General features: G+C 72.6%; 12 protein-coding genes. 1 reads left to right on the forward strand and 11 read right to left on the reverse strand.

The annotated features are described in order from the left end of the window. Positions 1-10 precede the first annotated feature (10 nt). The 4 genes from O7553_RS20455 to O7553_RS20470 form a co-directional block, all read right to left on the reverse strand. A complete protein-coding gene (locus tag O7553_RS20455) occupies positions 11-2,080 on the reverse strand; it encodes a glycogen debranching N-terminal domain-containing protein (RefSeq protein ID WP_281551301.1) in 2,070 nt (689 codons plus the stop codon). Next, the gene (locus O7553_RS20460) at positions 2,077-2,508 is read right to left on the reverse strand and encodes an SCP2 sterol-binding domain-containing protein (RefSeq protein ID WP_281551302.1); all 432 of its coding nucleotides are present in this window, start codon (positions 2,506-2,508) and stop codon (positions 2,077-2,079) included. Before O7553_RS20460 ends, O7553_RS20455 begins: the two co-directional genes overlap by 4 nt. A 108-nt stretch (positions 2,509-2,616) precedes the next feature. Beyond that, complete coding sequence (locus O7553_RS20465) at positions 2,617-3,279, reverse strand: GNAT family N-acetyltransferase (protein ID WP_281551303.1); 663 nt, start codon at positions 3,277-3,279, stop codon at positions 2,617-2,619. A 136-nt stretch (positions 3,280-3,415) separates the two neighbouring features. Continuing rightward, positions 3,416-8,482 carry an NAD-glutamate dehydrogenase gene (locus O7553_RS20470; RefSeq protein WP_281551304.1) on the reverse strand — a complete coding sequence of 1,689 codons (5,067 nt, stop codon included), beginning with the start codon at positions 8,480-8,482 and terminating at the stop codon, positions 3,416-3,418. A gap of 249 nt (positions 8,483-8,731) precedes the next feature. Between O7553_RS20470 and O7553_RS20475 the strand changes: the two genes are divergently transcribed. Next, entirely contained in the window at positions 8,732-10,657 is a 1,926-nt protein-coding gene (locus O7553_RS20475; RefSeq protein ID WP_281551305.1) for a penicillin-binding transpeptidase domain-containing protein, read from the forward strand. 44 nt (positions 10,658-10,701) lie between these two features. Here the strand turns inward: O7553_RS20475 and O7553_RS20480 are convergent, their stop codons facing one another. From O7553_RS20480 to O7553_RS20510, 7 genes are all read right to left on the reverse strand, one after another. Continuing rightward, on the reverse strand, positions 10,702-11,076 hold the full coding sequence (locus tag O7553_RS20480; RefSeq protein ID WP_281551306.1) for a type II toxin-antitoxin system VapC family toxin: 375 nt from the start codon (positions 11,074-11,076) through the stop codon (positions 10,702-10,704). Continuing rightward, entirely contained in the window at positions 11,073-11,327 is a 255-nt protein-coding gene (locus O7553_RS20485; RefSeq protein WP_281551307.1) for a type II toxin-antitoxin system prevent-host-death family antitoxin, read from the reverse strand. Before O7553_RS20485 ends, O7553_RS20480 begins: the two co-directional genes overlap by 4 nt. Before the next feature lie 74 nt (positions 11,328-11,401). Next, positions 11,402-12,598, reverse strand: a complete 1,197-nt coding sequence (locus tag O7553_RS20490; protein WP_281551308.1) for an arginase family protein — start codon at positions 12,596-12,598, stop codon at positions 11,402-11,404. A 9-nt stretch (positions 12,599-12,607) separates the two neighbouring features. After that, positions 12,608-13,528 (reverse strand): tetratricopeptide repeat protein, encoded by a 921-nt coding sequence (locus O7553_RS20495; protein ID WP_281551309.1) that lies wholly within the window; start codon positions 13,526-13,528, stop codon positions 12,608-12,610. 6 nt (positions 13,529-13,534) lie between these two features. Next, positions 13,535-16,627 carry an FtsX-like permease family protein gene (locus O7553_RS20500; RefSeq protein WP_281551310.1) on the reverse strand — a complete coding sequence of 1,031 codons (3,093 nt, stop codon included), beginning with the start codon at positions 16,625-16,627 and terminating at the stop codon, positions 13,535-13,537. Further along, the gene (locus O7553_RS20505) at positions 16,624-19,755 is read right to left on the reverse strand and encodes an FtsX-like permease family protein (protein WP_281551311.1); all 3,132 of its coding nucleotides are present in this window, start codon (positions 19,753-19,755) and stop codon (positions 16,624-16,626) included. The genes O7553_RS20500 and O7553_RS20505 overlap by 4 nt, the downstream gene beginning before the upstream one ends. Next, complete coding sequence (locus tag O7553_RS20510) at positions 19,756-20,631, reverse strand: ATP-binding cassette domain-containing protein (protein WP_281551312.1); 876 nt, start codon at positions 20,629-20,631, stop codon at positions 19,756-19,758. Positions 20,632-20,677 lie beyond the last annotated feature (46 nt).

Below are 20,677 nucleotides of genomic sequence, written 5' to 3' on the forward strand. Positions count from 1 at the left end.
GGATGTCCCGTCAGGCCGGCTGGCGTTCCCTGCGGTGAATGTCCATCCGGCCACGACCGAACGCGTCGATATGGCCCCACCTGCCGGGAATGTCCAATAGTTCGATCCGGCCCATGCTGATCGGCAACGCCGGGTCGACCACCAGGTGCTCACCCTGCGGCTCCAGGCCGAGCAGGGTCCGCAGCAGCAGCAGGGTGGCCCCGGTCGACCAGGCCTGCGGGCTGCAGGAGGTCGGATACTCCACCGGATACTTGGTCAGCGCCCGGTCGTAGCCGCCGAACGCCTCCGGCAGCCGGCCGTTGAAGTACTGCGCGGCGTTGATGATCCCGTCGGCGATCCGGGCCGACTCCTCGACGAAGCCGTACTTGCGCAGGCCCCAGGCGATGAACGAGTTGTCGAACGGCCAGACCGTGCCGACGTGGTAGCCGATCGGATTGAACCGGCCCTCCCCCTCGGCAAGGGTCCGCACCCCCCAGCCGGAGAACATCCGCGGGCTGACCAGGTGCTTGGCGATCTTCTTGGCCTTGCCGGCATCGACGATGCCGCTCCACAGCAGGTGGCCTATGTTCGACGACAACGCGTCGACCTGGCCGCCCTCCGGGTCCAGCGCGAGCGCGAAGTACTCCCCGTCGGCGACCCAGAAGTCCCGGTTGAACCGATGTTTCAGGTCGGCCGCCTCCCGCTCCAACTGGTCGGCGTACCCCGGGTCGTGCCAGATCTCGCGGGCCAGCCGGGCGCCGCGCATCTTGGCGTCGTACGCGTACCCCTGCAGCTCACAGGTCGCCCGGGGGTAGCCGGGCAGCCGGCCGTCGCGGTAGCAGATCGCATCCCAGGAGTCCTTCCAGCACTGGTTCTCCAGCCCGGTCTCCTCGTTGCGCCGCTCGTACCACAGGTAGCCGTTATTGAGCAGATCACCGTAGGTGTCGATCCAGCACAGCGCCTGCCGGGCCTCGACCTCCAAGGCCCGGACCAGCTTGACGTCGCCGCTCCACCGCTCGTACTCGTCGAGCAGCACGACGAACAGCGGGGTCGAGTCGGCTGCTCCGAAGTACGGAGTGTGCGGCTGCTCCTCGAAGGCCGACGACTCGCCGTACCGGATCTCGTGCAGGATCTTTCCCGGTTCCTCGTCCCGGAAGTCGTCGAGCTTGCTGCCCTGCAACCCGCCGAGCAGCCGCAGGGTAGACGCCGCCAGCTCCGGAGCGAACGGCAATGCCTGCAGGCTGGTGAAGATGCTGTCCCGGCCGAACATGGTGGCGAACCACGGCACACCGGCGGCCGGCACCGACTGGCCGGCCAGCGACAACGGGGTGTAGCGCAGCGCGGCCAGATCCACCAGGCTCCGCCGGTACGTCGACGCGAGCGGCTCACACTCGCAGGACAGCCGGGGTGCCCGGGCGATCCACTCGTCCAGTTCCCGGCGCATCTCCGGCTTGGCCCGGTCGAAGTGCTGACCGAGCATCCCTTCGCGCAGGTCACGACCGTCCGGACCGATCGCGGTGGTCTTCACCTTGATGTGGGTGACCCACCGGCCGTGCGGCTCGACGACGATGGTGAAGCTGAGTCCGTGCTCGTCGATCGCCGCCGGCTCGCTGCTGGAGATGACCGTCTCCCGGTGGAAGCTCTCCCGCTGGTAGCCGAGCCGCAGGCAGTCCCGGTCGACGTGGGCGTAGTGCTTGCCGACCTTGTTCCGGACGTCCTTGATCTCGAACAGGTCGGCGAAGTCACTGCCCGCCTCCAGCCGGACTTTCAGCTCCACCGGCTCCTGGGCATGGTTGAGAATGGTAATTTCCTCGTCGAAGCTGCCGCCCACCCAGCGCTGCCGGATCACCGACATCTCGGCATCGACGTAGTGGGTCGGCTCGCCGGGCACCAGGAAAAACCGTGCCTCGAAGTACTGCAGGTCATCGACCGACAGTGAGGACAACCGCTCACCGTCAATGGTCAGCTGCCACTTCGACAGGAACCGGGTGTCGAACGAGAACAGCCCGGTGGGTGCCGCCGGAGAGGCGTCGATGTCGCCCTGACTGTCACTGACCACGAAGGTGTTACCGTCCAGGATACTGACCATTCCCTCGGTCATTGCTCAGTCCTCTCCCGCCGGGCGAACGCGCGTGGGTCGTGGGAACCGGGTGGGCCGGGCATCATCCGCTCGATCAGGATCAGCAGGCGAAGATCGCCGAGCACCATGATGTCGCCGCGTAACATCGCCGCCATCGGGTTGATCTCGCCCCGGGCCATCCCTTCGAAGACCTCCTGATCGGTACGCAGCACGCTCTCGGCGTCCCGCTGCTCGCGCACCAGGCTGGCCCGGCCGTCATCGAAGGTGACGAACCAGTAGTCCACCTGTTCGTCGTGTGCCAGGTCGAACCGCACCGTCCCGGAGATCTGCCGCAGCAGCGCCGCGTTCTCCTTTTGGCCGAGGCGGTCGAAGAACTCCCGCGTCGCCGGCATCGGTTCACGCGCCGAGGCCGTCCGTGTGGTCTGCGCCCGCTGCGTCGTCTGCGGCATGATCCGCTCCCTCCACCCAGTGGCAGGGTCGCGGCCGATCGGGTGGTACGGCATCACCCGTACCGGGTGAAGCCGGCCCGGGTGTCAGGGCAGAGCTCCGGTACCCGGTCAGTCGGCGGAGATGCCGTACGCAGTCCAGCCCCGGTCGCGGAACCCGGCGGCCGAGGCCACCTTCGCCGACGCGGCGTTGCCCACCGCGTGCAGGTAGGTGGGGACGGCGCCGCCGTCGAGCACCCGACGGGCGGCCTGGGCGACCAGCCGGCGGGCCAGACCACGATCACGGGCCGCCGGTACGGTGCCGACCGCGATCTCCTGGCCGTGCGCGCCGTGCCGCTTCAGCCCGACCCCGGCCAGGAACGTCCCCTCGGCGTCCCGGGCGACCAGCACCGGGTTGGTGAACTGCCGCAGCCAGGGCGGCAACGACTCGTCAGCGGAGTCGATCCAGTCCCCGGCGTCGGGCAGCGGCGCCGGCGCCAGACAGTACCGGAACACGGTGCGCTGCGCCCGCCAGCCAGGACGGCCGACCGCGGTGGGCAACTTGGCCAGCAGATCGGTGAGCGGCAGGTCGGTCAACGCGCGTACCGCCTCGACCTTGTCGGGTGGCACGGACAGCACCGCGCCGCCGGGCGCCCCGACGCCGACCACCGGATGGGGTCGGCCGTCCCAGCCCGGTCGAATCCGCCGCTCCGAGCCGACCACCTGCAACGCCCGGCCGGCCGGCCACTGGCCCAGCCAGCTGACCAGATGATGGTAGAGACGCTTGTCCAGCATCCTGCCTGCCTCCTGCCGTACGGGACGGCCGGCGCGCCGCCCTGATGGAGAAGCCGTTCCCCGCCCGGACATGCCGCTATCCGGAAGTGCCGCTGTCTGCCCTGCCGAAAGTATGCAGCTTTTCCGGCCGATGTGGTCAGTTGGCCGAAGATGTGCGAACCAGTGTCCGGATCTGGCGCAGCAGCACCGACAATGCTGCGAGGTCGGCCGGCGAGTGGGCGAAATCCTCCATCGCCCGCCGTACCCGGGCCACCGCGCTGGCGTTGTCCTGCTCCCACTGTTCGGCCCGGTCCTGCACCGCCACCTCGCCCGGGGTGGCGGTGAGCACCTCGACGGTGAGCGCCGCCAGCGCGGCGTACAGGTCGTAGCGCAGCGCGGTGCGGGCCAGCGTCTGCCAGCGGTCCCCCCGGGGCAGCAGCGAGATCTTGCTCAGCAGCCAGTCGACCCGGAACCGTTCGGACAGCATGAAGTACACCGAGGCGACCTCGGTGACGTCACAGCCGGTGTCGGCGGCGGTCTCCACCACGTCGAGCAGCCCGAAGCTGTACATGATCCGAGTGGCCCGATCGGCGAGATCCGGCGGCAGGCCGCGACCGGTCATGGTGTCGACGTGGGCCCGCAGCGACTCCCGCTCGTCGCCCCGGAAGTAGTCGCCCAGCTCCGGCAGCAGCCGCGACACCCCGTCGCGCAGCCGGGCGGTCTCCCCTGGCACGTCCAGCGGGGACTTGCGGTTGGTGACCAGCCAGCGGACAGCCCGGTCCAGTAGTCGCCGGCTCTCCAGATAGACCGATACCTGCGCGGCGGTGCCGACCACGTTGTCCAGCGCGTCGATGTCTGCCCACAGCGTGTCGAGCCCGAACACGTCGCGGACCACCACGTAGGCCCGCAGCACGTCGGCCGCCGACGCTCCGGTCTCCTCCATCGTCCGGTAGACGAAGGACATGCCACCCCGGTTGACCGCCTCGTTGACCAGGCTGGTCACCACGATCTCCCGGCGCAGCTGGTGGTCGGTCATCCGGGCGGCGTACCGCTCGCGCAGCGGGGTCGGGAAGTAGTTGGCCAGCACCCGGTCGGTCCACGCCTCGTCGGGCAGCCCGTCGGCCAGCACCTGTCCCTCGATGGAAATCTTGGCGTAGGCGAGCAGCACCGCGAACTCGGGCAGGGTCAGCCCGTCGGCGCCGGCACGGATCCGCTCGGCCAGATCCTCGTCGGACGGCAGCGCCTCCAGCTCCCGGTCCAGCTGCCCCGACTGTTCCAGGTCGGTGATCATCCGCCGGTGCACCGGCAGCAGCGGACGCGCCTGCGCGCAGGCGTTGGCCAGGGCCCGCGCCTGGTCGTAGTTGTCCCGCAGCACCAGCGCGGCGACCTCGTCGGTCATCTCGGCGAGCAGGGCGTCGCGCTGCGGCACGGTCAGCTCCCCGTCGGCCACCGCACCACCCAGCAGGATCTTGATGTTGACCTCGTGGTCGGAGCAGTCCACCCCGGCCGAGTTGTCGATGAAGTCGGTGTAGATCCGCCCGCCGGCGATCGCGTACTCGATCCGGCCCCGCTGGGTGAGCCCCAGGTTGCCGCCCTCGCCGACCACCTTCGCCCGCACCGACCGGCCGTCGACCCGGATCGCGTCGTTGGCCTTGTCGCCGGCGTCGACGTGCGACTCGCCGGAGGCCTTGACGTAGGTGCCGATGCCGCCGTTGAACAGCAGGTCCACCGGGGCGCGCAGGATCGCCCGGATCAGCTCCGGCGGGGAGAGCAGGTCGACCCCGTCGTCGAGGCCGAGCGCCGCGCGGACCTGCCAGCTGACCGGCACCGACTTGGCGGTACGCGGGTACACCCCACCGCCGGCTGAGATCAGCCCGGTGTCGTAGTCGGCCCACGACGACCGGGGCAGGTCGAACAGCCGCCGCCGCTCGGCGTACGAGGTGGCCGGGTCCGGGTCCGGGTCGAGGAAGATGTGCCGGTGGTCGAAGGCGGCGACCAGCCGGACGTGTTCGGACAGCAGCATGCCGTTGCCGAACACGTCACCGGACATGTCACCGATGCCGACCACCGTGAAGTCCTGCCGTTGGACGTCCACCCCCAGTTCCCGGAAGTGCCGCTTGACCGACTCCCAGGCGCCCCGCGCGGTGATGCCTATCTTCTTGTGGTCGTAGCCGGCCGACCCGCCGGAGGCGAACGCGTCGCCCATCCAGAAGCCCCGGGAGATCGAGATCGCGTTGGCCACATCGGAGAAGGTCGCGGTGCCCTTGTCTGCGGCGACCACCAGGTACGGGTCGTCGCCGTCGTGGCGCACCACCCGTTGCGGCGGCACGATCTGCCCGGCGACGATGTTGTCGGTGACGTCCAGCAGACCGGAGATGAACTGCTGGTAGCAGGCCACCCCCTCGGCCTGGGCCGCCTCCCGGTCCGGTGGCTCGGCCGCCGCCCGGCCGCGTGCCGTACCACCGGGCTGCTTCACCACGAAGCCGCCCTTGGCACCGACCGGCACGATCACCGCGTTCTTCACCATCTGCGCCTTGACCAGGCCGAGCACCTCGGTACGGAAGTCCTCCCGCCGGTCCGACCAGCGCAGCCCGCCCCGGGCGACCTCACCGAAGCGCAGGTGCACGCCCTCGAACCGGGGCGAGTAGACGAAGATCTCGTACGCCGGCCGGGGCGCCGGCAGGTCCGGGACGGCCTGCGGGTCGAGTTTGATCGCCACGTACGGGACCGGGCGGCCGTCGGCGCCCCGCTGGTAGAAGTTGGTCCGCAGGGTGGCCAGGATCAGCGTCAGGTAGCTGCGCAGGATCCGGTCCTGGTCGAGGCTGTCCACCTCGTCGAAATGGCGGCCGATCACGGCGACCAGTTCCTGGCCGCGCCGGCGGCGGCGCTCATCGTCGACGTCGGGCCCCGGCGCGAACCGGGTCTCGAAGAGTTGGATCAGCAGCGCGGCGATCGCCGGGTAGGCGACGAAAGTGGACTCCATGTACTCCTGGGAGAAGACCGCGCCGGCCTGGCGCAGGTACTTCGCGTACGCCCGCAGCACCACCACCTGCCGCCAGGTCAGCCCGGCGCGCAGCACCAGCTCGTTGAGGCCGTCGATCTCCGCCTCACCGCGCCAGGCCGCCGAGAACGCGTTCTCCACGTGCGGCCGAACCTCGGCCATCGCTCGGGCGCCGACCGGCAGCCGCAGCCCGAAGTCGTACAGGTAGATCCGCTGGTCGACCCGGTCGATCTCGTACGGCCGTTCGTCGATCACCTGCACACCGAGAGAGTGCAGCACCGGCAGCACATCGGACAGCACCATCGGTTCGCCGTACCGGTAGACCTTGAACCGCACGTCCCGCTCGTCGACCCCGGTACCGCCGGGTGGCCGGAACAGGTGCATCTCCAGCTGGCCGGGCTCCTCCAGCAGTTCCAGCTTGGCCAGGTCCTGAACCGCCTCGTACGCGGTGTGCTCCTCCTTGTACCCCTCCGGGTAGGCGTCGGCGTACCGCCGGTGCAGTGACTTGGCCGACTCGTCGCCCAGCTTGCGTTCCAGCACCAGCCGGAAGTCGTCCTCCCACAGCCGGGTGGCCTCGGCGAGCAGTTCAGCGAGCCGGTCCGGGTCCAGCTCGACGGGGGGCGACGCCGGGTCGGTACGCACGATGAAGTGCACCCGGGCCAGCATCGACTCGGTGACCCGGGTGGTGTAGTCGACGCCGACCCCGTTGAGCTCGCGCAGCAGGATCTGCTGCATCCGCAGCCGGTTGTGCGTGGTGAACCGGTCCCGGGGCAGGTAGATCAGGCAGGACAGGAACCGCCCGTACCCGTCGGAGCGCAGGAACAGCCGCAACTGCCGGCGGCCGGCCATCCGCAGCACCCCGAGTACGGCGTGGTAGAGGTCGTCGGTGCGGATCTGGAACAGCTCGTCGCGCGGGTAGGTCTCCAGGATCTGCAGCAGGTCCTTGCCGGAGTGGCTACGCGGGCTGAGCCCGGAGCGTTCCAGCACCTCGGCGACCTTGCGCCGGACCACCGGCAGCTCCTGCACACTGGTCCGGTACGCGGCGGTGGAGAACAGCCCGAGGAACCGGCGCTCGCCGACCACCGCCCCGGCCGAGTCGAAGACCTTGACGCCGACGTAGTCGAGGTAGGCGGCCCGGTGCACGGTGGCCCGCGAGTTGGCCTTGGTGATGATCAGCAGCCGCTGTTCCAACGCCTTCGCCGCCGCCTGCGGGGTCATCGAGGTGAGCGGGCGCGGCCGGGTCTGGTCCTGGCGCAGGATGCCGAGCCCAGAACCGAGCACCGCGACCAGCGCCTTTTCCCCGTCTCCGCTGTCGACCAGCCGGTACTCCCGGTAGCCGAGGAAGGTGAAGTGGTCGTCGGCCAGCCAGCGCAGCAGTTCGACCGAGTCGGTGAGGTCCTTCTCCGGCACCGGCGGCGCGTCGGGTGACCCGGGCTCGGCCCGGTCGAGTTCGTCGGCCAGGGCCAGGGCCTGCTGGCGCATCCGGGGCCAGTCCTCCACCGCTTCCCGGACATCGGTGAGGACCCGCTGCAGGTCACGGCGCAGCCGGTCCAGGTCGCCGGCGATTCGGATCGGGTCGATCTCGATCCGGATCCAGCTCTCCACCAGGTCGCCGTCGATCGCGTCGTCCGGCTCGACGTCGGCCGCCACCTCGGTCAGCTGGCCGAGTGGTTCGCGGCGGACCACCACCAGCGGGTGCACCAGCAGATGGACGTCGAAGTGCCGTTCGGCCAGCAGCGCGGTCACCGAGTCGACCAGGAACGGCATGTCGTCGGTGACGATCTCGACGATCGTGTACGGCCGGCCGTCGCCGGGCGGGGTCAGCCGCAGCTTCAGCTCGCCGGGCAGCCGGTGCCCGGCCAGCTCCCGGTGCGCTCGGGCGGCGTCGAGCATCTCCTGCGGACGGCAGCCGACCAGCTCCTCGTCGGCGGCGAACCGCCAGAACCGGTCCACCAGGCAGGCGGCGTCGTGGTCGGTGTCGGCCAGCGACACCGCCTGGGCGATCAGCCGCTCGGCGCTGGGCATCGGTTCGTCGTACCCGTTGTCGTCGGTGTCGTCGACCACGGCGGCCAGCGCCGACTCCGGCGGCGCGAACGTCTGGAGGTCGAACACCTCGTCCGGATCCAGCTCGGACTGGCGGTGCGGCCCGGCGCTCTGCCGGCGACGCTGCCCGTCACCGCCCGAGGCCTGGCGTTTCGACTTCGTGACCGGACGGCGGTTCATTGGCGCAGACTCCCCTCGGCCCCACCACGCTGTGGGGTCAACCTCGGCCAAGCCTATTCCTCCCGGATCGTCGTTCCGACGGCACACCGGCCCCCCGTCGTCGGCTTGGCGACACCGTTTGACCACGTCGTGTGATATGCCCTGGACGAAACGGGACAGCGGTTCATCCGGTACCCCGAGGGACAGCGGTCCATGCGCACACGTACTACCGTTCCGGTGTCCGCCATGCGTCCGGAAGGGGGCCGTCGCATGCGCCGCAAGGCGACCGTCGCGATCGCGCTGCTACTCGCCGTCACCACACTGACCAGCTGTTCCTCCGATGACGGACCGGACGCCACAGTCGCGGCCTTCATCGACGGATGGCACTCCGGTGACCTTACCGACATCGGCTTCATCACCCCGGCCGGCGAACGGTTGCCCGCCACCGACGTCACCGAGGAGCTGACCGCCCTCGTCGGCGATCTGAAGGACACGCCGCCGCAGCTGCGCCCGGACGGCGACGCCGAGGTGACCGAGGACATCGCGACCGCCACCATCGCCGTCGAATGGACGCTCCCCGGCGATGTGCGGTGGAGCTACCCGACGTCGGTCCGGCTACGCCGGGGCGCCGACGACGCCTGGCAGATCATCTGGGAGCCGACGATCGTCCACGAGCGGCTCGGCAGCGGCGACCAGCTGGCACTGAGCCGGCTCGCCCCGCCCCGCGGCGCCATCCTGGACGGGGCCGGGCAACCGATCGTCGCGCCGCGCCCGGTGGTGGTGGTCGGCGTACAGCCCGGCGAGGTCGACGACCCGGCCGCCCTGGCCGCCCAGCTCGACGCCGCGTTCCGGGCGATCCGACCGGCGATCAGCCCGCCGGTGGACGTCTCCGGGCTGGCGGACCGGCTCGACGCGGCGAAACCGGACGCCTTCGTCGAGGTGGTCACCCTGCGCGAGGAGGCGTACGAGCAGATTCGGGACCGGATCTACGAGCTGCCCGGCACCAAGTTCCGCCGGCAGGAGTGGGACCTGGCCCCCACCCGGGAGTTCGCCCGCGCGCTGCTCGGCACCGTCGACCCGGTGCAGCGGCAGGACATGGAGGCGCACCCCGGCCGGTACGAGGTCGGCGACCTGGTCGGCCACGGCGGCCTGCAGGGCGGGTACGAGGAGCGGCTACGCGGCGTACCCGGGTACTCGGTGCAGATCGTCGGGACCGCCCCGGACGGCAGCGTCTCCGGCGACGAGGTGGTGTTCCGCGCCGAGGCCCAGCCCGGTGAGCCGGTGAGGACCACACTGGACACGGCCGTGCAGACCGCCGCCGACACCGCGCTGGCCGACGAGGGGCGGCGCGCCGCGCTGGTGGCGGTGCGGGTCAGCGACGGCGCGCTGGTCGCCGTCGCCAACGGCCCCGACGGTGGTACGGAGAATTTGGCGTTGACCGCGCAGGTCCCGCCCGGCTCCACGTTCAAGATGGTCAGCGCGCTCGGGCTGCTCGAAGCCGGCGCGGTCGACCCGGACGCGCCGGTCGACTGCCCGAAGACGACCACCGTCGACGGGCGCACGTTCACCAACTCGGACGGCTTCGAGCTGGGTCGGGTGCCGTTCCGGACCGCCTTCGCCAAGTCGTGCAACACCACCTTCGTCGAACTGGCCCCGCAGCTGGAGGCGGACGGGCTGGCCGAGGCGGGTCGGCTGCTCGGGCTGGAAGGCGAATGGCGGCTCGGCGTGTCCGCCTTCACCGGCGCGGTCTCCGCCGGTGGCCCACCGGCGGAACGGGCCGCCGCCGCCTTCGGCCAGGGCACCACGCTGGTCAGCCCGGTGGCGATGGCCGGCGCCACCGCCGCGGTCGTCCGGGGGCAGTGGCGCCAGCCGACGCTCATCGTCGAGCCGCCGCCGCCGTCGGCTGTGCCGGACGGCCCGCAGCTGGACGCGGCGGCGGTGCAGGCGCTGCGGACGATGATGCGTGAGGTGGTCACCGACGGCACCGGGCAGGCGTTGCGGGACGTGCCGGGCGAGCCGGTGCACGGCAAGACCGGCACGGCCGAGTACGACGACGACCCGGCGAACACGCACGCCTGGTTCGTCGGCTGGCAGGGCGACCTGGCCTTCGCCGTCTTCGTCGAGCAGGGCGGGTCAGGGTCCGGGCGGGCGGTGCCGATAGTGGAGACCTTCCTACGCGGCCTCGCCGCCAACTGACCCGGCAGCGGCACCTGGTTGGCGAAATCGATCTGACCGGCTTGTCACACCTTCAAGATGTCCACATCGTACAGCGCTATCGACGAGTCGCGGGAGGCGAGCGTCGCACCCTCGACGATCGCCTGCGCCACCAGCATTCTGTCGAAGGGATCTCGGTGATGCGCAGGTAGGCGACCAGCCCTGATCGCGTGAGCGTGGGTCACCGGTAGTTCGACGAAACCCATGCTCCGCACCTGTTCGGCGAGGTCGGTCGGGCCGGCGAGTTTGCCGGTGGCCTGCTTGATGGTGATCTCCCACAGGCTGACCGGAGACAGGAAGACGTCCGGGTCGTGGCGGAGCCGGTCGAGGAAGTCGTCGCCGAGGGTGGCGTCGCCGGTGATGGCCCACAGCGCGACGTGGGTGTCGAGCAGCAGGCTCATGCGCCGACGCCGAAGTCGGCGGCGATTTCGGCGTTGGTCTGCGGGGAGTCCCAGTCGCCGGACAGGTCCAGCTGCCCCGCGAGTGAGCCGACCGCGGTCCGGTTGGCCCGACGTACCAACGGCACCACCTTCGCCACCGGGGTACCTGCCCGGTCGATGATGATCTCCTCGCCGCGCTCCACCCGCTCGATGATGCGCGAGAGGTGGGTCTTGGCGTCGTGCATGTTGTAGTGCACGGCCTCGGCAGACATGACTAGACCTCCCAGTTAGCTAGCATCTTAGTCCACTCCGGCATGGTGGTGCGACGATTCCCAGCGGTAACAGATCACGTGTCGGTGGCGGGCGGTGCCGGCGATTCAGCGGCCGGCGGTTGTTGCGGCGACGGCTCGGTGGAGTCAGCGTCAGGCGGCCGCGGGGACGGCGCCTGTCGCCGTAGCCGGCCGGGCTTGGCCGCCCCACCATTTGGTACGCTCCGATCCGCGACCGTCAAGGTCACCGCTGGCGGCGGCACCGCCGGCCGCAGCCCGGCGACCGCCGGTGTCTTCTGCCCGGCAGGGGCGGCAACAGTCGAATCGGCTGCCTGCGACGGTGCCTCCTCAACCGGAACGCGGTCGGCGTGCACCGGACGCAGACCGGCCACCAGGGTCGAGACGATGTCGGCGGCGTAGCTGCCGTCCGGGTCGTAATCGGGGTCGAAGACGGTCAACTCAACGCCGAGGCAGTGCGGGGTGTCGACCAGGTCCGCGAGCAGCAGCTCCAGCTCGGCGAAGGCGATACCGCCCGGGTCCGGAGCGTCGACCGCCGGCATCACCGCCGGGTCGAGCACGTCCACATCGACATGTACCCAGTAGCCGGCGCAGTCGGCCAGCTGGTCACGGGCCCACTGGGCGCTGCGCGCCGCCCCCTCCGCACGCAGCTCGGGCACCGGTCGGGTGACGATACCGGCCGCCTGCAGATCCAGCCGGTACTCGTCCTGGGCCCGGATGCCGAGCACCACGACGTCGATGTCGCGAAAGTACGGCCGGCGGCCCTCGATCCCCGCCAGATCCGGCTGGCCCCGGCCGGTGACCAGGGCCAGCCCTTCGCCGGCCGCCGCACCGACGTAGGAGGCGTTGCCGGGATGCCGGAAGTCGGAGTGCCCGTCAACGTAGACCAGGCCGATCCGCCCGCCGACCGCCTCGCCGAGCCGGTGCATGGCGAGCGCCCCGCCGAGCAGGATCGAGCAGTCGCCGCCCAGCACCACCGGGAACTCCCCGGCGTCGATGACGGCACCGATCCGCCCGGCGAGGGCGATCGTGTACGCCGAGATCGACCCGGCGTGGCAGACCCCGTCGCCGGGTCGCCAGTCCGCCGGGTCGTACCGGGGCGGGGTCAGACACCCGGCGTCGCGGGCGCCGAGGCGACCCACCAGCTGATGGTCCCGAAGTGCGCCGGGCGCTTTCGCGCAGCCAGGCACCGACGTCCCGGTCGGCGGTCGCAGACCGAGATTCGACGGTGCGTCCAGTACGGCGATCCGGCGCATCTGCGGGGCTCAGAACAGTGCGCTGGCCAGCGCCCGGCGGGCCCTGGTCACCGCCGGGTCGTCCGGACCGGCCATGATGAACAGCGACACCAGGTGTTTGCGGACGGTCTCCCGGTCGTCACCGGCGCTGCGCCGGACCAGGCCGATCAACCGCTGGTACGCCTGCTCCGCCTGACCGCCGAGCACCTCCACGTCGGCGGCGAGCAGCTGGGCCGGTACGTCGTCCGGGGCCGACGCCGCCGCGTCGAGCGCAGCCGCCGGCTCCACCCCCTGCACCCGGCGGGCCAGGGCGACCTGGGCCAGCCCGGCCTCGGCGGCGGTGTCCGCCGGCGCCTCGTTGAGGATCTTCCGGTAGGCCTGCTCCGCGGCGTCCAGGTCGCCCATCATCAGCGCCTCGTCGGCGGCGTTGAGCAGCGGGTTCTCCGGCTCCTCGACGGTGACGCCGCCAGCTTTGAGCACGGCGCCGATCCACTGCCGCAGCTGGGCCTCCGGCACCACACCGGCGAACGCGTCGACCGGCTGGCCGCCGACGACGGCGTACACCATGGGGATGCTCTGCACCCGGAACATCTGCGCCAGGCGCTGGTTGCTGTCCACGTCGATCTTGGCCAGCGTCCAGGCGCCACCGCCCTCGGCCGCGAGTCGCTCCAGCAGCGGCGACAGTTGCTTGCAGGGCTCGCACCACTCGGCCCAGAAGTCGATGACCACCGGTGTGGTCATCGACCGTTCGAGAACCTCGGTCTGGAAGGTCGCCTCGGTGACGTCGATGACGGCACCGGCTGCCGCCGGTGCGCCGGTCGCCGGGCCGCCACCGGCCCGGGTCGGGGTCCCGTCCGGCCGGTTCCCGCCGGCCGGCGCTGCGCTGCGCAGCGAGCTGAGGTCTACCGCGCCGCGAGTGAAAATCGACGGGGTGGTACGTGGGTCGCTCATGGTTACCTAGTCTCGCACGCGCAGGGCGCGTCCCAACGCCAGCGCCACCGCCCCGAACAGCAGCATGACGCCGATCACGGGGAGCAGCACGGCGACCGGCCAGGGCCAGCGGACCGGGGCCAGCGGGACCGCCTCCTCGACGGTGACCGGCAGGTAGCTTCCGCTCAGCCACCAGGCGAGCAGCGCACCGCCGAGCCCGGTCACCGTGGCCAGCAGCACTGCGGGCAGCCCGCTCCAGCGCAGCGAACCGGCCGCCGACCGGGACGGCAGTCCCTGGGTCCGCAGCGCTGTCAGGTCCTCGGCGCGGCGCCGCCGTTCGACCATGGCGAGTAGCACCATCCCGGAGCCGGCGAGGATCACCGCCAGGGCGGCGGCGAGCAGGTGGAACCAGATCGCCAGGGCCGGTGCCTGCCGGTCCAACTCGGTCCGGACCTGCTCCGGGGTGAACTCGCCGGTGACGGTGAGCCCGGCGGCGGCCAGCCGCTCGGCGATGTCCGCCGGTGCCCGGGGACCGAGCCAGACCTGGGCCGTTTCGAGCCCGGTCTTCTCGGGCACCGCCCGTACGGCGTACTCCATGTCGACCAGGAAGCCGCGGTCGCCCAGCGCCGGCAGCGCCGGGACCGGGTCGACCTCGGACGTCAGCTGCGCACCGGTGGGCAGCAGCGCCGTGGTCGGGTTCAGCCCGGGCGGCCGGTCGTCGGCCAGGGCGGTCACCGCTGGCAACGGGTACGGCGTGTCGGCCGGCAGCGCCCACGGGTCGGGGGCGGCCCCGCCGGCGAGCAGTCGCAGCCCGCCCGAACCGGCCCCGGCCGGGTCACCGGACGGATCGCGCCAGCGCCGCCCGTCGGTGAGTTCCGCCGGGCCGAGCAACCGCTTCCCGTCGACGGAGAGGCCGGTGAGGGTCACCTCGCGGGCCTGCGAACCGGCCGCGCTGTCGGGGTCGGCCGCGCGGCCGATGCCCGGTTCGACCCGGGCGGACAGCCCGGCGAGCTGGCATCCGGCGGCACAGTCGACCGGGATCCGGTAGGTGTGCCGCCCCGGCCGGGCCGGCGTCGCTTCGGCCACCGCACGCCCCGACGCCGCACGCAGATGAACGGTGAACCACACGTCGTCGGCCGGTCCGGTCTCCTGCGGATCCGATGGTGGGCCGGTCTGCTCCGGATCCGCCGGCTCACCGGTCTGCCGCAGATCGGCGACGGCGACGACCAGGTCCACCGAGATCATCGTCCCGTCGACGGCGATCGGTTCGATGGCCTGCCGTCGTAGCGTCGCGGCGACATCCGCAGGGCCCGCCGGACCGAACTCGGGTCGCCAGCGGGCGGTGGCGGCCAGCGCCGACGTGTCGGCGAGCAGCACCGGAACGTCGGCGTCGGTGCTGGCGAACCCGACCGCCATCGCGTACTCGCCGCTCGGATCGACGGTGCGCACGGCGGTCAGCAGCGTCCCGGCGTCGACCGGCAGCAGGGTCAGCACCCGGTCCGCCCCGGCCTGCACCTCGGCCAGCGCCGCCCGCGACTGTCGGGCCACGTCGAACGCGCTGGCCGCGTACCCGGTCAGCACCACGGTGACGGTGAGCAACGTGAACAGCCGTTGGCTGGCCGGCTGCCGGGCCAGGTGCAGCAGCCCCAGCGCCGGGCCGAGCCGGCCCCGGCGCAGTGCGACGGCACCGAGCCGGCCGGTCAGCGGTGCCACCAACCGCGCCGCCAGCAGCGCCACGGTGACCCCGATCAACGCCGGCACCAGCAGCGACAGACCGACCAACTCGCTGTCGAACAGCCGCAGCTGCACCACGGCGACCACGGTCAGGGCCACCATCACCGTCTCCGCCAGCAGCGACGCCCACCGCCGGGACCGGGCCGGCACCCGGCGCAGCAGGTCGACGACCGGGCTGGCCAGTTCCCGGCGCTGGGCGGCCAGTACGGCGAGCAGCGCACCGACGAACGCGGCGCACCCGGCCAGCACAGCCGCCCCTGAGGAGACCGGAGCGAACCGGCCCTCCTCCAGTCGCAGGCCGGCGAGCAGCCCGACGGCAACCGAGCCGAGCAGGTAGCCGACCGGCGCGCCGAGGGTGATCGCGACCGCCGGCTCACCGGCGGCCAGCGTCCACCGGGTCCGCCGGGGCGTTCCGCGCAACGCGATCAGGCCCAGCTCGGTACGGCGGGCCACGGTGCCGGCGGCGACCGCGACGAAGACGACGAACAGGCAGAGGACCACCAGCGGGACGGCCGCGACCGGCACCACCTGCCGGGTCAACGCCTGTGCCGCCGAGATCCGCTCCAGCAGCGGGCCGACGTCGTCGGACAGGTTGACGTACCCGCCGCCGTCGGCGCGAACCTGCTCCTCGAGGCTGTCCAGCCGCTCACCGAGCGCCGTCAGCCGGTCCGGTCCCAACGCGGCGGACTCGGCCAGCGCGTCGACGCCCCGGTAGTCGCTACGCCGGTCGATGGCGTCGACGGCGTGCCGACCGGTGAAGACCGGTTCGCGGTAGGCGTCCGGCGCGCCGGGCACGAAGTACGGTGTCCGGCCCCAGTAGAGCGCATCCGGGTCCACCGGCTGGTAGACCCCGACGACGGTGATCCCGGCCGGTACCCCGCCCGGACGGTAGATGCGCTGCACCGGGTCGTAGTCGGCCCACGTGACGGTGACCGGTGTGCCGGGGGCCAGGTCGAGGCGTCGTGCCGTGTCCGCCCCGACCACGACCTCGTACGGCGACATCAGACACCGCCCGGCGACCATCCGCAGGTTGGCGCAGACGTCCTCGCGGAAGACCAGGTAGGAGATGTCGGTGCCGGCGGGTTCCAGCCCGAGCACCGGCATCTGCACTGTGTAGACGGTGCGGAAGCCGGGCAGGTCGAGCACGGCACCGGTGACGGCCCGGAAGCCGTCCTCCTCGCCGGGTGCCACGTCGGGGATGGACAGGGTGACCGTGCGGTCGGCGCGGTCGGCGGCGGCGATCTCCGCCGCTACGACGGCCCGGTCGGCGGCGGCCAGGTACGCCGGGCCGGTCACCGCGGCGGCGGTGGCGAACGCGCTCAACAGGAAGACGACCAGCGCCTGCCCGCGCCGGGCGGCGACCATGGACAGCAGCAGGGAGATCATCCGACGCCTCCGGGCCCGGCCGCCGGTGGGTTCGGCCCGGCCGGCGGGGCGACCCGGGAGTCGACGGCCCGGACCAGCCGGGCACCGGCGAACGCCGCGGCCGCGCCGAGCACCGCGGCCGCGACGAGCGTGCTCACCAGCAACGGGACAGCCTGTGGACCGATCCGCAGCGGCAGTACGGCCCAGTTGTCGACGAAGATCGGCATCGTCTGCCGGATCGGCAGCTGGGCGAGCACGGTGGCCATCAGGCCCACCACCACCGCGATTCCCACGGTGACGGCGTATCCGCCGTAGGCGATCCGGGTGACGGCGCGGGCCGGGAGCCCCTGGGCCCGCAGGGCGGCCATCTCGGCGGCCCGGTCGTCGCGTTCCACCGCCGCGACCACCGCCAGCGCCCCGGCGGCCAGCAGCAGCCCGATCAGTCCGGCGGCCAGCTGGAACCGCAGCGCCGACGGCGGACCCTGGCGGCCGAGCTGCTCGATCACCTCGGTCCGGGAACCGGTGTCGATGATGGTCAGCCCTTCGGCGGTGAGCCGGTCGGCCAGTTCCGCCGGCGCGTCGGGAGCGAGCCAGACCTGCGGCACGTCGCCGGTGCCGGCCCCGTCGGCCAACCGGTCGGCCCGCTCCAGGTCGACCAGGTAGCCGCGCAGCCGGGCCTGCGGCAGCGCGTCGGCCACCGTCACGTACCGCACCGGCAGATCCGCACCACCGAACACGGCGAGCCGTGGCTCGCCGGCAACGTCCGGGGCGAGCTCCGGTCCGGAGCGGACCACCGGCACCGGCACCGGCGCGTCGATCGGATGGATCCGGGTGGACCGCTGCCGGTCCGCCCGGCCGGGTGGCGGCGGGGTGGTGACGGTCGCGCCGTCCGGCCCGGTGGTCAGCCGGGGGCCGATGGCACCACCGGCGACCGCGCCACGCCAGTTCCCGATATCGCCGAGGTACGCCGCGTCCAGCCGGGGTGTGGTGGCCCCGGCCAGATCGTGCAGGGTGATCGTGAGATCGGGTTCGGCCAGCACCGGTACGCCGTTCCAGGCCGGTTGGACCAGTTCGAGTGACGCCAGCCGGCAGCCGTCCGGGCCGCATCCGGTCACCGTGGCGGGGTGCTCGGCACGATCGGTGCCGAGCGGGCCGAAGACCACCTGCACCGGGTCTCCGGCCGGGTCGACCAGGTGCGCGACGACGCTGACCGGCACCTCGTCCGGTCCGGTGGCGGTCAGGACCAGCGGACCGTCGCCGACCCGAACCTCGGTGGCCGGCGGGGTGAGCGCGGCGGCGACCTCGGCGGCGACCGGGCCGTAGCCGGGGTGCCAGGCGGCGACCTGGGCGAACCGGGAGGCGTCGACGGCGAGCACGTACTGGGCCGACCCGGGATTGTTGCCGACCACCGCCATCGCGTACCGGCCGGACGGGTCGGCGGCGCGGACCGCGGCCAGCAGGTGGGCCCGGCTGCGGGCCTGCACGGTGAGCACCTGGTCGGCGCCGGTGGCGTGGGTGGCCCGGACGGCCCGCGCGGAGACCGATTCGGTCCAGCTGCCGATCGCGGTGCCGAGCAACGCCACCCCGACGGTGAGCAGGGCGACCAGCCGCGCGGTCCCCGGCCGGCGGGCCAGGTGCAGCGCGGCCAGCGCGGCGGGCAGCCGACCGGCGCGCAGCAGGGCCGCAGCGGCCCGCCCGGCCACCGGGGTGGCCGCCCGACCGGCGATCAGCGCGATCGCCAGGGCCAGCAACGCCGGGGCGAGCAGCACCAGAGCACCGGCCTCGTCCGGCTCGGCCGCGCCGACGGACGCCTGGTATAGCCCGGCCCCGGCGACGGCCACCGCGATCAGGTCGACGACGTCGGCCCGCCAGCCGCGCTGGCGGGCCGGCACGTGCCGGAGCAGGTCCACCACTGCGGCACGGGCGTTGCGCAGGTCGGCGGCGATTGCGGCGACCAGCGCGCCGGAGACGGCGGTGCCGGTCGCGGCGAGGGCGAGCCGGGCGGCGGAGCCGGCCTGCTCCGGGTCCGGGCCGGCACCGGCGAGCAGCCGGGCGGCCACCAGGCCGGCGGCGGCACCGACCAGCGCGCCGACGATCATCGGCAGCCCGCTCTGGCCCACCGTGAGCAGCCACACCCGCCACCGGGCACCGCCGCGCAGTTTGACCAGTCCCAGGTCACGGCGGCGATGTTCGGCGGTGTGTCGGACGGCGAAGAACAGGGCGAACCAGGACAGCAGCAGCAGTTGCCCGGCGGCGACGGCGACACCGAGCTCGACCAGTTGGCGGTGGCGGGCGATCTGGTCCACCAGGATCGCCGCGTCGGTGCGGACCTGCCAACGGCCGACGACGCCACCACCGTCGGAGCGGCGGACCTCGGTGGCCAGGTCGACTCCGGCGAGGTAGGCGGCGGCCGGCAGCACCAGGTGGTGGGCGGCGAACAGGTTGTCCACCGGTACGGCGGCCAGCGTGCCGGCGGTGGCGAAGACCGGGTCACCGCTGTCGGCGTCGGTACCGCCGCTGCCGAGGTCGTCGAACGCCCAGTACGGATCCCCGGGATCAGTCACCTGGTAGGTCCCGGTGACGGTGAGAACCACCGGCGCGCTGCGCGTCGCCTGATGGGTGACCTGGTCACCGGCCCCGACGCCGAGCCGTTCGGCGCTGCGTGCGCTGAGCAACGCCGCGCCGGGGCGCTGCGGGCAGGTACCGGTGATGGTCAGGTGTTCGCAGACCTGCTCCCGGTGCGTCAGGTTGGCGGCCAGCTCGGCCTGGCCGCCGGCGACGGTCCCGGTGCTCCACACCGAACTGCTCGCCGTCGCACCCGGGTAGCCGATCATCTCGGCGCCGGCGTGCCGGGCCCGGTCGACCAGGTCGGCGCCGGTGGCGTCGAGCTCGGAGCGGTCCCCGGCGGCTGGGTCGACCTGCTGGTCAGCGGCGACTTCGGCGGCGGTGCTGGCGACCCGGCCGGTGGCGCGGGCGGCCAGCAGGTTGGGGCCGGCCGCGTCGACCGCGGCCTCGGCGACGGTACGGGTGGTCGCCGCTGCGTACCAGGGGGCGGCAGTGGTGGCGGTGACCGCGAGTGCGGTTAGCACCAACAGGGCGACGGCCTGGCCGGCGCGGGCCCGGACCGCGCCAACGAGCAGTGCGAACACTCAGACTCCTGTGCCGTCGACGCCGTCGGGCAGCAGACCGGGCGGGGCGGCCCCGCCCACGACCAGGGTTACCGCGCCGTCGGCCTGGGCCACCCGCAGCAGGGTGCCGGGTGGAAAGTCGCCGAGCACCTCGGGCGGCAGCTGCACCGTACCGTCGCCGGCCACCACCGCGAAGTCCTCACCGTCGCGGCCCTCGGCGCCGACCCGGCCGTCCCGGATGGTCACCGCCCGGCCGAGCCGGGCACCCACCTGCGCGTCGTGGGTCACCACCACGATCGTGGTCTCCCGTTCCCGGTTGATCGTCTCCAGCGCGTCGAGCACTTCGTCGCGGCCCCGGGTGTCGAGTTGACTGGTCGGCTCGTCGACCAGCAGCAGGCCGGGCGAGGCGGCGACGCCGACGGCGAGCGCGGCCCGCTGCCGGGCGCCCGGCGTCAGCTCGGCCAGCCGGTCATCGCCGCGGCCGGGCAACCCGACCAGGTCGAGGATGCGGTCCGGGTCGTCCAGGTCGATGCCGGCGGTGGCGGCGGCCCGCCGCTGGGCAAGCCAGACGTTGCGGCGCAACGTCGCGTACGGCAGCAGGTTACGGGCGGCGCCCTGCAGCACCACGCCGATCTGGGTGCCCCGCAACCGGGCGATCTCCCGGTCGGAGAGCTTGCCCAGGTCGTAGCTGCCGACGCTGACCCGGCCGGCGGACGGGCGCATCAGCCCGGCGAGCAGCGCCACCAGGGTCGATTTGCCGGATCCGGACGGGCCGACCAGGGCAAGCATCTCACCGGGGTTGATCCGCAGGTCGACGCCGGAGAGCGCGACCACGTCGCCGGCCTCGCCCCGGTAGATCTGCACCACCCGTCGGCAGCTCACCGCAAGTCCCGTCACGGCGTACTGCCTACCATGAATCCCTTGGAACCGCTGCCCCCGATTG

Source organism: Solwaraspora sp. WMMA2059 (assembly GCF_027497315.1).
In the GTDB taxonomy this organism is placed as follows: Bacteria; Actinomycetota; Actinomycetes; order Mycobacteriales; family Micromonosporaceae; genus Micromonospora_E.